The organism is Bacillus sp. NEB1478 (assembly GCF_031582965.1).
GTDB lineage: Bacteria > Bacillota > Bacilli > Bacillales > Fictibacillaceae > Fictibacillus.
In genome coordinates, this window is record NZ_CP134049.1 from 1,728,261 (window position 1) to 1,740,209 (window position 11,949).

The following is an 11,949-nucleotide window of genomic DNA, read 5'->3' on the forward strand; positions in this document are numbered from 1 at the left end:
AGCTTATCTCCAGCTTTTTTTTTGGCCTAGTTCTTGATGGTTTTGGTTTTTAAATCAACCGATAATAAAGATGTTGATTGAAGCGGAAGATGCGAGACTCCTCGAAAATGAAAATCATATTTTCTTCGTACGATGTAACGCTGTTGAAGTTTTCCTTATCCTGCGGGATCAGCGTGCCAGCCACTTGAGTATTCTTCTCGCAAGGCATGCGACGAGGAAGCTCGATTCATCAGAATTTTCGTGCAGACGCAGGAGTAGGATTTAATAAGCATATGCAGTGGCTCACCGCCCGCCCCACGGAAAGCGAGCATCCTGCAGCGAAGATCAACTACACTTCTTTAAATAGCAACTAAGTTTACGATAACAGCCTATTTTTATATGAATTTTACAAAAAAGTAGTTCAATTTTCTTCTTTGGTGAATAGGATAGTAAAGTTGATGATTAGAACCTAGGAGGACAAAATGAGAGATTATTTAAACCGTTTCTTTGCTGTATTGTTTTTGACTCTATGTATAAGTGTATTGTTTTTGGGAGGGAAACTTGGAGCATAAAAGACTTGATAGATAGCTATATTCATGTTACATATGGTAAAACGTTTTTAAAAGGAGACCAATATGCTAACAGATTATCATGCTCATCTGGAAAAAGGTACCTTGTCAATCGATTATTTAACGCAATTTGTTGAGACTGCAAGACAAAAAGGAATTAAAGAATTCGGAATCTCTGAACATGCCTATCATTTCTATGAAACCAAAAACATCGTTTCTAAACCTTGGATGGAAGAAAGACGATATTATGCGATGAATGATTATGTACAGCTGTTCAGCAAAGCAAATGACCTAGGAATGGATGTTAGGATGTCTATCGAGATGGATTATACGCCAGGCAGTCATGATGAGATGGAAGCTTTCATTAGCAGCTATCCATTTGATTATGTCATTGGATCTGTTCACTGGGTAGACGATTTTGGCATTGATTTGGCAGAATTCAGAAAAGAATGGGACCGCAGGGATCTATATGAGACTTACAGAGCTTATTATGATCAGATTGTAACCCTTGCTGAATCCAATTTATTTGATATCGTTGGGCATATTGATCTTGTGAAAATTTTTAATTATGTACCAAAAGATAAAGAGTTTATGCAGGAACAATATGAGCGTGTAACAGATGCTATCAAGAATTCCAAAACATGTGTTGAAGTTTCTTCAGCGGGTTTGAGAAAACCTGTTGGAAGATTATATCCTGAGCCAGAGCTTTTATCTATGTGCTATAAAAAAGGAATACCAATCGTTCTTTCCTCAGATGCACATGAGCCGCATCAAGTCGGTGAAAACTACGCAGCGTCTATCAAATTAGCAAAAGAGGCAGGCTACAAATCTCTCATGACATTTAAAGAAGGCAGACGCAAAGAAGTTGAATTAGGGTAAAACAAATAAAGTATCATTAAAACAGCAAAATCAACGATAACTAGAGAAGAAAGGAGCTGCCACATGATGTGTAGCAGCTCCTTTTAACATTTTTATTTAAAGTTCAAGAGGTTTGCAGACTATTAGATCCTCGATCCCCGCAAGTTCCTTTTGAATATCTTCTGATGGCTGGCTATCAAACGTCAGCACCATCATTGCTTCTCCTCCGGCTGTCTTTCTTCCAACGTGCATAGTTGCGATATTTATATTTCTTTGCCCTAAAAAAGCTCCTACTTTACCGATGATTCCTGGTGTATCACGATGTTCGATATATAAAAGTGAACCTTGAGGCACAAAATCAACCGTATAGCCATTTAATCGAATGATTCGTCCTCCAAACCCTTTTACTAAAGTGGCGGAAAGTGTGAAAGTATGGTTTTGACCGGTTACTTTTACGTGGATGATGTTTGGATAGCCAAAATCGTCTGTACCATGTTTTTCTCCGACTACAATACCTCGTTCATTTGCAGCGATCATACTGTTCACATCATTAACTGGTCTGCCTAGTCTCGTTTGTAAAAATCCGCAAAGAAAACTGCGTGTTAATGGAGTTGTATCTGTTTCAGATAAAGTTCCTCCATAACCGATTGAAATTTCCTGAACTGGCTCCTTAAAAAATTGAGTAGTAAAGGAACCTAGGTCATTAGAAAAATCATAATAGGCGATTAGTTTTTCATACGTATCTTTTGATAAGGAAGGGAAGTTAACTGCATGTTTCAAAGGTTTGTTGAGAATAAATGATTTTATTTCATCGCTGGCCATAAATGCTACGTTCAGTTGTGCTTGAACGGTAGATGCAGCAATATGAGGGGTGACGACAACGTTCTCATGTTCAATTAATGACCGATTAACAGGTGGTTCTTGTTCAAACACGTCGAGAGCACAGCCTGCTAGGTGACCATTGTCTAAGTAATAAAGAAGAGCTTCTTCGTCAATGATGCCCCCGCGTGCACAATTAAGGATAAATGCCCCTTTTTTTGCGTTTTTCAGGTTGTCGGCATTTAAAAGTTTATGGGTATCTTTCGTTAATGGAGTATGAACTGTAATAATGTCACTTTGCTGAATGAGTGTGTTAAGATCAACAGATGTAACAGAGAGTTCTTTTTGTTTTTCAAGCGGAAAGTAAGGGTCAAAAACAAGGACGTTCATCGAAAAGCTTTTTGCCCGTTTAGCAAGTTCTGAGCCGATTCTTCCCATTCCTACTATGCCAAGTGTTTTTTGATAAAGTTCTTGCCCAGTATATTTTTTTCGGTTCCATTCTCCGGTCTTTAAAGAGTGGTTTGCTTGCGGAATATTTCTCAGCAAAGACATCATCATGGCCCATGTGTGTTCAGCGGTTGAAATCGTATTACCTTCTGGAGCGTTTACGACAAGTATCCCTTTTTTTGTGGCTGCTGCTACATCGATGTTATCAACACCTACCCCAGCACGGGCGATTATTTTCAAGCTAGGCAGCTTATCTAATACATCTTCAGTCACTTTTGTCGCACTTCGAACCATGAGGCCGTTAATTGACTCCGGTTCTTTTATTTCGTCGAGTTTTCCGAAGATCAGTTTGACTCCATCTAAATTTACTAAAGGTTCTACGCCATCTTTCTTTATTCCATCGCATACTAAAACAGTAGTTGTCACGTTTCCACCCCTTGTATTGTTTATAAGTAGTATCAATATTTTGATAATTTAACACATTCCTAGAGGGTGTACAACCATGTTTTTTAAGGATAGCGCTTTCATTTAAAAAAAGAAAACTAATTGACAATGAGAATCATCCTTAATAAAATAAATAAAAAACCCTCTTATAAAAAGAGGGCATAATATGAATTATTCAAATTTTAGTGCATCACCATCAAAAGGATCATCTGATACTTTAATAGAATCAGTAGGACAGCCTTCAAAAGCATCTTGCATATCTTCTAAAAGCACATCTGGAATTTCCACAATTCCTTGGTTATCATCTAGAGTAACAAATGCAATCCCCTCATCATCATAATCATAAATGTCTGGTGCAGCTGCTCCGCAAGCTCCGCATGCAATACAAGTTTCTTTGTCAACAATCGTGTACTTTGGCATAAAAAATTACCTCCTATGGAATTGGAAAACTGATCCGATAATACATATTTAACCATTTTTAAATAAGTGTGTACTAATCATATTGTAATAAGTATCAGTACACATTTCAATAGAAAATTAGATTCCTCATCTATCTCTATATCCCAACCTCCCTTGAAATAAACCCATTGAATGAAACTCATTCTCTTAAATCCGTATAATCTGATAAAATAGGTGATAGTGTGGTGATCAAAATGAATATTTGCAATACCATAATTCTGAACGTATTACGGGAAATTAACGGAAGCCGAAAATGGTCAGGTGTCTATTATATACTAACAGGTAAAAAGACATCCCAATCATTATCAGATAGCCAATGGTTCGGACTTGAACCTTATTATTCTTCTTTAAAAGGGATATCAATCGTAAATTTTCAAGAGGAACTTGAACGTTTACTACACTTAAACTGGATTGAAACAAAAGGAGAAGAAGACAAGTATTTTGTTACTGAACTTGGGGTTTCTGCATTAGAAGCTGAGAAAGAACGTTTCATTTTTTTGGAAAAGCTGAATGGGTTAAAGTATTCTTCGATTGATCGGCTTTGCTGGCAAGTTATTTCTTTATACTGCCAGGCATTATCTAATTCTATTTATGGATTTAAAAAATATTCTCCAATTGTACGAGAAAGATTTGCGGTACAGCAAGTCAAGGAAGTTTTTCCGAAATCTGCCCAGAATAGAGAAACGGTTGCAAAACAGCTCTTTTCTGAATTGTTTCTAGTTCTCTCAGAAGCTGATGGCGTTTCTGCAGAAGTTTTTGTAAGAAAACTATCAGGCTATGATCGCATCGGATTTACATATGAGCAAATTGCAGAAGAATTAGATCTTACTAAATTGGAATGTATGCTTCGGTTTCGTGCTGTTCTGCACCAGCTGATAAGCCTAACAGACCAGGATCCTGAATCTTTTCCAGTTTTGTTCTCTCTTATAAGTATGTTTATTGCAGCTCCGCCATTAACAAATTCTGCTTCACTTACTTATGAATTGCTGAGGAAGAAAAAATCAATTTCAGAAATTATGAGAATCAGAAGGTTAAAGATGAGTACATTGGAAGATCATCTTGTGGAAATAGCTCGTACCATTCCAAGTTTTTCAATTCAGCCGTTCATAAGCGAAGAGGAAATTAAACAGGTGGTCACTTATTTTTATACGAATAAGGAAAATAAACTGCGTCCGATTAAAGAAGCTTTTCCTCACTTATCTTATCTGCAAATCAGGCTTGTTCTTGCCAAGGAAGGTGGAAGTAATGGAACTTGAAGAAGCTCTCAAACACTATTATTCTTTTGATGTATTCAGACCAGGACAGAAAGAGATTATTACTGATTTATTAAGTGGTCATGATGTATTAGGAATGCTTCCGACTGGAACAGGTAAGACACTTATTTATCAGTTAACTGCAACTTTATTAAAAGGCAGAGCATTGATAGTTTCTCCTTTGGTATCATTGATGGAAGATCAAGTTGAACAGTTTAAGCTTGCGGGATTTAAGAATACGATCGCTTTGAATAGTTTTCTCGATTACTCTGATAAACTATTAATCTTAAGTAGGATAGAAAACTATCAATTCGTATTTGTTAGTCCCGAAATCATTCAAAATTCTTATGTAAGGGATGTATTGTTATCCATCCAATGGTCCCTTTTTGTTGTAGATGAAGCCCATTGTATCTCGCAATGGGGCCATGAATTCCGTCCGCATTATTTGGATTTAATGAAAATGAAAGAAGAAATGGGGAATCCTGTATGTTTGGCGCTAACCGCAACAGCAACTAAGAAAGTTCAGCAGGATATTCTGAATCATTTAGGTATGAATCAGGCGAAAATTCATGTTCACAGTGTAAACAGACCAAATATAACGCTGTTTGTTGAATCTTTTTCAGACTTGGGAGAAAAACAAAACAGAATCATTGATCTTATTAAAAAATTAAAAGGTCCCGGAATCGTTTATACGAACACTAGAAATGCAGCAGAACATCTCGTGTCATTACTTCATGAAAACGGGATTTCCAAAGTTGCCTTTTATCATGGAGGTATGGAGCAAGAGGAGAGATTGCTCGTTCAAAAACAATTTGTTCATTCCCAACTGGAACTGATCGTTTGTACGAACGCATTTGGTATGGGAATAAATAAATCAGATATACGATATGTTATTCATTATCAAGCCCCCTCAACGATAGAAGGATATGTGCAGGAAATTGGCAGAGCAGGCCGAGATATGAAACCTTCAGCAGCCATTATGCTTTATCACCCAGCAGACATGGATATACCGTTACATTTTATTGATAATGAACTTCCCGATATGAATCACTTAGACTATATTTTCTCAGAAGATGAGGTTTTAATTGGTTATTCACTAAAGGAAAGAATATCTATGACTGGACTTTCTGAAACAGGTCAAAGGTTTCTGGATTACCATCTTCAAAAAGAAGGAATCTTATTTCAAAAACATCTAAATGCAGAAAAAGGTGAAATATTAAAAAAAGAACTAAATGAAAAAATTGAGAACCGAAAAATGGATAAATTATTATCACTAAGAAAAATGGACAAATGGATTAATCAAGATGCCTGCAAACGTGAAGGGTTGCTTAACTATTTTGGAGAGAATAGCAGAGTTGAAAAAGGGGACTGCTGCAGTAATTGCCGCGCCAAAATAGAAAACTTCTTTGGGAAAAATGAATTTAAAAGTGTATCATATGAAGTATGGGAAGAAGAACTTAAACGTTTATTCAGACAGGAAGTGTTACAGCAAGTATGAGCCAGCCAGAAAAAAAGAACAGGATTGAAGAATTTACATCCAAACAATTGCTGTTAAATGTATATGTCTCACAAGGTCTATTTTTGTTAATCGCAATTGGAATTGGTTTATTTTTTAAAGTCCCATTTCCATGGACAAATGATTTTCCGATGCCTCTTTTCTATTTTATTCTTGCAGTAATGACAGGGATACTTTTACCCATATTGTCCATACAGCTTAAGAAAAAGATTTCCGATCAGTATTTTGATGACGGTGGAATTAATGAAAAAATCTTTGGACCACTTTCTTATTCTCATGTTTTTGTACTTACGATTCTTATTGCATTTGCAGAGGAGTGGCTTTTCAGAGGTGTTATTCAAAATTTAGCAGGTTTATTTATAACAAGTGTTATATTTTCGATTCTTCATGTGAGATATATAAAAAAACCGGTTTTATTTATTTTCGTTACATTGATCAGCTTTTGGCTGGGGCTTTTATATGAAATAAGCAATACCATTTGGATTCCTTTTTTGGCGCATTTTTTAATTGATTTCATTTCTGGCTGCTGGATCGCAGGACAATTCAAAAAAAGTTTGTCAGACAGCGTTGATGGAGTGTGATTGAAGATGGAAAATGATCAAGCAGAACAACTGAGAAATAAGACGGCAAATTATGATGTTCTTCATACGACCTCATTACCTTCTAGAAGAGAAGTACATCAAAGAAGAAATGATCGAAAAAAGGAAGAAACAGAAGAAAAATCTAAAAATCATAAAAAATCATTTAAACCGACTTTTCTATTGACAAAGATCTTATTGGTTGCGTTCATTGCTTTAGTGGGTGTGATGGTAACTTATCAATATTGGTCCGACAAAATATTTTTACCAGTACATAGCAACATAAAAAAAGGAATAGAACAAGTAAAAATTGAACGATGAAAAACCGTCAGGGTAAATCTTTGACGGTTTTTTTTGATAACTATGTGACATGTAACTATCTCATGCATGAACAAGCTTATTTTTGCATAGTTATTTTACAGGAGGTTTTGCGTATGAAGACAATAAATCATTGGGAGATAAAACCTTTTGTGAATGAACTGACAAGTATCGTACTGGGTCAGCTTGTGGAAAAAAAGGCAGAAAAAGAGAGATGGAAAAAAGCTTTAAATCAATGGGGTGCATCTATGATTTTTGTCGTAATTGCTACCTTTGTGTACCTATATTATTTTAGAGTGAGAACCGCTTCTTCATATGTTAATCCAGTTACATTATTGTTTGGCGATGAAATGGTCTGGATCTGTACCATATTCTTAATTTATTCTGGTTTTCAAATGATTTGGATGAAAAAGAAATATAAAAAAGCAGATGATGATTATGAAGCGATACGGACTGATTTTATTGACAGAAATGAAGAATGGTGGAGTGATGAAAAGCAATGGGATAAGAGGCATATTGTTTTTGAATTTATGAAGAAGCAATATAATATAAATATTTTTCATAAATAATGAATTATGATTGACAAGGACAGCCAAAGAAAAGACTAGAATCCCTTTTAAAGTGATTACCTTGAATCACAACTGTGCTGTCACAAAATTGATCGATTCTTCCAAATGCAACAGTTTCATGTTTATCGGGGCAGTATACTTCTATAGGAAGACCAAGTCTCAGGCTGTATGATAACTCAAGGTCTGTCACGAGAGATTTATTTTTTAATTTAGTTAACGTCATGATGTTTCCTCTCCAATTTAAAAATATTTTTAATTAACATACTATTATCATATGTTAAATTTACAAATTTTTCAACTAATCTTTTTAAATATTCTAAAAATTTACAAGCTGTTGTTTTATTAGAACAACTTGTTTTATGGTATGATCATTTCAATCTTTTACTGGAGGAAACCATGCTTTTTTTAATATTGTTTATCGTTTGTATATTTCTGCTTATCTACATGTATATAGAAGCGAATAGAAATCGTGTTAATCAAATTAATACGGAAATAAACAGATTACCGGTGTCATTTCACGATTTTAAAATATTTTTTGTATCTGATATTCATCGGAGAATCATCCAAGATTCTGTTATTGAGAAGGCACGTGCGGCAGATATCGTTATTATTGGGGGCGATTTAGCAGAAAAAGGAGTTCCTATTGAAAGAGTTAAACATAATTTAATGAAATTAAAGAAAATCGGTCCTTCCTATTTTGTTTGGGGAAATAATGATTACGAGTTAAATACGACTGAATTATGTGATACCATTCAAGATTGTGGTGTTAAAATAATAAAAAATGGGTGTATTTCATTGGAGCAAGGGAATGAAATAATAGATATTGCAGCGGTTGACGACCTGTCTTTGAAAAAAGATGATCTGAGGCAAGCGTTAGCCACAAGTTATTCTTCCTGCAAAATTTTAATTAGTCATAATCCTGATATAGTAAAAAAAATAAACAAAAAAGACAATATAAGTTTAGTGTTATCGGGACATACACATGGTGGACAAATCCGTCTAGGGCCATTAGGAATTGCTAAAAGAGGGGGCTGGTATGCTGGAGACAGCTGTCAACTATTTATTAGCAATGGGTATGGAACAAGACATTTGCCGTTACGTCTTGGAGCGCAGAGTGAAACGAACCTTATCACCCTAAAACAGGTAAAAAGTTTACACTAGAATGTTTTTTCATATATACTTTTCTTAACTTATCAATTGGAGGAAGTTTGATGCCTTGTGAAGGGAAATATAATATTAAAGCCGTTTCCAAGATGCTTGGCATACAGGCTGGAACGTTAAGAGCTTGGGAAAGACGCTATTCTATCGTTCAACCTCATAGAAATGAAGCGGGCCACCGATTGTATACGGATGAACAAGTCTATATCTTAAAGTGGCTTGTAAATAAAGTGAATCAAGGTTTTACAATCAGTCAGGCGGTCGACGTTGCTCAGAATGGAGATCTTTACAAGGAAACCTCTCCTTTTTCAGTAGAAAATACTGATCGTGCTATTGAGATGTCTGATCAAATATTAGAATCTTTGTTATCTTTTCAAGAGAGAAAAGCCAGTGATTTATTAAGTCAGGCTTTTAGTATGTATAATTTGGAAAAAGTCATTATTGATATTTTGGGCACATTATTAGTAAGAGTTGGCCATTTATGGGAAGAACAGAAAATTACAGTTGCGCACGAACACTTTACTTCTTCTTTTTTGCGTATGAAAATAGGACAACTTATGCATTGGCTGCCTTCAGATCCATATTTACCGAGAGTTATTGTCGGGTGTGGAATCGATGAACAGCATGAACTGGGGCTTCTTATGTTTACATTGTTTTTAAGAAGAAGAGGTTTCGAAGTTATTTATTTAGGACATGGCATTCCAGAAGAAGATTTTGAAAAAGTAATCGATGAAGTCCAGCCTAAGCTGGTTTTCTTATCTTGTACTTTAAGTGATCCTGCATTGAAGACGCTCGAATGGGTTAATACCATTTATGAAAAATTTCCGGAAACATCTTTTGGTATTGGCGGCTCAGCTTTCAATCATTTAACGCTGACTTTACAAGAAACTTTTGAGAAATTCTTAATCGGAAACAGTAAAGAAGAATGGGATAGTTGGATAACAAGTAAGCTAAAGAGTTAGCTATATAAATTATCGTATAAGAATTATCTTGTCTAGTAATCACCAACTTTTCACAAACTCATATATTGTTACAAAGACATAATAGAGCCGATCGTAAGGGGGACCATAGATGCGGGTAGAACGGTTAACCTATAACAAAATAAAAATCTTCCTAACTTTTGATGATCTGAATGAACGAGGTATTTCAAAGGAAGAAATATGGCAGGACATTCCGAAAGTACATCAGCTTTTTCGCGACATGATGACTGAAGCTGATGATGAGGTTGGATTTAAAGCTGACGGTCCTATTGCAGTTGAAGTTTTTTCGCTTCCGGCACAAGGTATGGTCGTTATTGTGACGAAAGGCATTAATGAATATGAAATTGATGACGAATATGATGAAGATTATATAGAAATGCAAGTTACGTTAGATGAAAATGATGAAATTTTTTATGAATTTTCATCATTTGAAGATGTAATTTTGCTTGCAAAACGTCTGCATACCATGAATATTGGCGGAGGCAGATTATTTTCATATAATAATCATTTTTACTTAAAGTTTGAAGAAGAAGAATTAAACAAGCTGGATCTTGATTTGTTTATTGCAATATTGGCTGAATTCGGAAGTTCATCTACAATTACGAGTTATCGAGTGATTGAGTATGGGAAAGAGCTTATGAAAGAAGGAGCTGTAGACCAGCTGGTTCATTATTTTAAATAACAAACACAGATAAGGGCGCAATTTTATATGCGCTCTTTTTATTTATTGTCCTGTTACTGATTTTAACTGCAAAACATGATATGATAAGTAATATTTTTTATCCGCTGAACAGGAAATATTTCAGGGAATATAATATATACATAATATTTGGGCTAGGAGTGACCATAAATGAAAATTGCAGTCTTATATGGCGGAGTTTCTGCTGAAAGAGAAGTTTCACTATCTACTGGAAAACAAATAATAGCAGCTCTTGAAAGCAAAGGGCATGAAGTGATTGGAATTGATTTTCATCCTTCCCGATTGCACGAATTGTTAGAACTGAAAGCTGATATAGTATTTCTTGGACTTCATGGTAAATACGGAGAAGATGGACGTCTTCAAGGGTTGTTGGATATGCTGAATATTCCTTATGTAGGTTCAGGTGCTTTAGCATCTGGAATTGCAATGGATAAAGCAAAATCAAAACAATTTTTTAAAGAGATCGGCATAGCGATTGCAAAAGAAAAAGTACTTTATAAAAAGTCATATTCAGAAGAACAAGTTGATTTGTCTTTTGATTTTCCAGTAGTCGTAAAACCGAACCGAGAAGGATCTACAATCGGATTAACCATTGCACAAAATAAAGAAGAAATGCTAAAAGGGATTACGGAAGCATTTCTTCACGACGATACTATTCTTGTGGAACAGTTTGTAAGCGGAAGAGAAGTGACAGTTGCAGTAATGGGTGAGCATGGAGATATGCAGGCATTGCCTGTAGTTGAAATCGTTCCAAAGAATGCTTACTATGACTATGAGTCAAAATATGCAGAAGGCGGAAGTATTCACTATGTACCGGCAAGAGTCGATGATCAAACCACAGCACTTCTGCAAAAAAATGCAGTGCTTGCTCACGAAGTATTAGGATGTGAAGTATATTCCCGCGTAGATTTTATCGTTCCTCATGATGGATCAGAACCTGTCATTTTAGAGGTGAATACTTTGCCTGGAATGACTCCGACAAGTCTTTATCCCGATGCTGCAAAAGAGATCGGATTAGACTATCCATCCATGATTGAGAAATTAATCGAAATTTCATTAAAAAAATAAAACTTTCAAGCCCCATTTATTTTTTGCATGGGGCTTCTCTATTTTATCCCAGACTGCACAAGAGCTGATTATATTGGCAGAATATTAGCTATTTTCTTAACTGTCGGTATATAAGAAAGCGTTTTCTTTTTAGGCGGAAATCACTAAATTTTTCTTCTCAATACTCGTACAAAGGTGTATACTGTCTCTGAAGCTTGACTAAACTTTAGAGGTGACAAATATGGGAGGTAAACA

General features: G+C 35.4%; 13 protein-coding genes. 10 read left to right on the forward strand and 3 right to left on the reverse strand.

Annotated features, from left to right (window positions below; genetic code table 11):
• Positions 1 to 614 precede the first annotated feature (614 nt).
• Positions 615 to 1,427 carry a histidinol-phosphatase gene (locus RGB74_RS08485; protein ID WP_310762548.1) on the forward strand — a complete coding sequence of 271 codons (813 nt, stop codon included), beginning with the start codon at positions 615 to 617 and terminating at the stop codon, positions 1,425 to 1,427.
• 96 nt (positions 1,428 to 1,523) lie between these two features.
• On the opposite strand, the gene serA is transcribed toward RGB74_RS08485, so the two are convergent.
• Positions 1,524 to 3,098, reverse strand: coding sequence for a phosphoglycerate dehydrogenase (gene serA, locus RGB74_RS08490; RefSeq protein WP_310762549.1), 1,575 nt, complete (start codon positions 3,096 to 3,098; stop codon positions 1,524 to 1,526).
• Positions 3,099 to 3,287: 189 nt separating this feature from the next.
• Positions 3,288 to 3,536 (reverse strand): ferredoxin, encoded by a 249-nt coding sequence (locus tag RGB74_RS08495; protein WP_310257871.1) that lies wholly within the window; start codon positions 3,534 to 3,536, stop codon positions 3,288 to 3,290.
• A gap of 233 nt (positions 3,537 to 3,769) precedes the next feature.
• Here RGB74_RS08495 and RGB74_RS08500 point away from each other — a divergent pair, with 233 nt between their 5' ends.
• The 5 genes from RGB74_RS08500 (at position 3,770) to RGB74_RS08520 (ending at position 7,809) form a co-directional block, all read left to right on the forward strand.
• Positions 3,770 to 4,831 carry a YpbB family protein gene (locus RGB74_RS08500; protein ID WP_310762824.1) on the forward strand — a complete coding sequence of 354 codons (1,062 nt, stop codon included), beginning with the start codon at positions 3,770 to 3,772 and terminating at the stop codon, positions 4,829 to 4,831.
• Positions 4,821 to 6,326, forward strand: coding sequence for a RecQ family ATP-dependent DNA helicase (locus tag RGB74_RS08505; RefSeq protein WP_310762550.1), 1,506 nt, complete (start codon positions 4,821 to 4,823; stop codon positions 6,324 to 6,326). Before RGB74_RS08500 ends, RGB74_RS08505 begins: the two co-directional genes overlap by 11 nt.
• Positions 6,323 to 6,925, forward strand: coding sequence for a CPBP family intramembrane glutamic endopeptidase (locus RGB74_RS08510; RefSeq protein ID WP_310762551.1), 603 nt, complete (start codon positions 6,323 to 6,325; stop codon positions 6,923 to 6,925). The genes RGB74_RS08505 and RGB74_RS08510 overlap by 4 nt, the downstream gene beginning before the upstream one ends.
• A 6-nt stretch (positions 6,926 to 6,931) precedes the next feature.
• Positions 6,932 to 7,243, forward strand: coding sequence for a hypothetical protein (locus tag RGB74_RS08515; protein ID WP_310762552.1), 312 nt, complete (start codon positions 6,932 to 6,934; stop codon positions 7,241 to 7,243).
• Positions 7,244 to 7,356: 113 nt separating this feature from the next.
• Positions 7,357 to 7,809 (forward strand): DUF2663 family protein, encoded by a 453-nt coding sequence (locus RGB74_RS08520; RefSeq protein WP_310762553.1) that lies wholly within the window; start codon positions 7,357 to 7,359, stop codon positions 7,807 to 7,809.
• Between the two features lie 4 nt (positions 7,810 to 7,813).
• Here RGB74_RS08520 and RGB74_RS08525 read toward each other — a convergent pair whose 3' ends face one another.
• A complete protein-coding gene (locus RGB74_RS08525) occupies positions 7,814 to 8,032 on the reverse strand; it encodes a hypothetical protein (protein ID WP_310762554.1) in 219 nt (72 codons plus the stop codon).
• Between the two features lie 173 nt (positions 8,033 to 8,205).
• Here RGB74_RS08525 and RGB74_RS08530 point away from each other — a divergent pair, with 173 nt between their 5' ends.
• The 4 genes from RGB74_RS08530 to RGB74_RS08545 all read left to right on the forward strand — a co-directional run bounded on the left by RGB74_RS08530 (position 8,206) and on the right by RGB74_RS08545 (position 11,715).
• Positions 8,206 to 8,970 carry a metallophosphoesterase gene (locus tag RGB74_RS08530; RefSeq protein ID WP_310762555.1) on the forward strand — a complete coding sequence of 255 codons (765 nt, stop codon included), beginning with the start codon at positions 8,206 to 8,208 and terminating at the stop codon, positions 8,968 to 8,970.
• A 50-nt stretch (positions 8,971 to 9,020) separates the two neighbouring features.
• Complete coding sequence (locus RGB74_RS08535) at positions 9,021 to 9,929, forward strand: MerR family transcriptional regulator (protein ID WP_396136037.1); 909 nt, start codon at positions 9,021 to 9,023, stop codon at positions 9,927 to 9,929.
• Between the two features lie 109 nt (positions 9,930 to 10,038).
• A complete protein-coding gene (locus RGB74_RS08540) occupies positions 10,039 to 10,629 on the forward strand; it encodes a genetic competence negative regulator (RefSeq protein WP_310762557.1) in 591 nt (196 codons plus the stop codon).
• 168 nt (positions 10,630 to 10,797) lie between these two features.
• Positions 10,798 to 11,715, forward strand: coding sequence for a D-alanine--D-alanine ligase family protein (locus RGB74_RS08545; RefSeq protein ID WP_310762558.1), 918 nt, complete (start codon positions 10,798 to 10,800; stop codon positions 11,713 to 11,715).
• Positions 11,716 to 11,949: the final 234 nt, after the last annotated feature.

Bases quoted from the DNA above. Each gene is read 5' to 3' on its own strand.
- RGB74_RS08485 (WP_310762548.1), top strand. From the start codon at position 615: ATGCTAACAGATTATCATGCTCATCTGGAAAAAGGTACCTTGTCAATC.
- RGB74_RS08495 (WP_310257871.1), bottom strand. From the start codon at position 3,536: ATGCCAAAGTACACGATTGTTGACAAAGAAACTTGTATTGCATGCGGA.
- RGB74_RS08500 (WP_310762824.1), top strand. From the start codon at position 3,770: ATGAATATTTGCAATACCATAATTCTGAACGTATTACGGGAAATTAAC.
- RGB74_RS08505 (WP_310762550.1), top strand. From the start codon at position 4,821: ATGGAACTTGAAGAAGCTCTCAAACACTATTATTCTTTTGATGTATTC.
- RGB74_RS08510 (WP_310762551.1), top strand. From the start codon at position 6,323: ATGAGCCAGCCAGAAAAAAAGAACAGGATTGAAGAATTTACATCCAAA.
- RGB74_RS08515 (WP_310762552.1), top strand. From the start codon at position 6,932: ATGGAAAATGATCAAGCAGAACAACTGAGAAATAAGACGGCAAATTAT.
- RGB74_RS08520 (WP_310762553.1), top strand. From the start codon at position 7,357: ATGAAGACAATAAATCATTGGGAGATAAAACCTTTTGTGAATGAACTG.
- RGB74_RS08525 (WP_310762554.1), bottom strand. From the start codon at position 8,032: ATGACGTTAACTAAATTAAAAAATAAATCTCTCGTGACAGACCTTGAG.
- RGB74_RS08530 (WP_310762555.1), top strand. From the start codon at position 8,206: ATGCTTTTTTTAATATTGTTTATCGTTTGTATATTTCTGCTTATCTAC.
- RGB74_RS08535 (WP_396136037.1), top strand. From the start codon at position 9,021: ATGCCTTGTGAAGGGAAATATAATATTAAAGCCGTTTCCAAGATGCTT.
- RGB74_RS08540 (WP_310762557.1), top strand. From the start codon at position 10,039: ATGCGGGTAGAACGGTTAACCTATAACAAAATAAAAATCTTCCTAACT.
- RGB74_RS08545 (WP_310762558.1), top strand. From the start codon at position 10,798: ATGAAAATTGCAGTCTTATATGGCGGAGTTTCTGCTGAAAGAGAAGTT.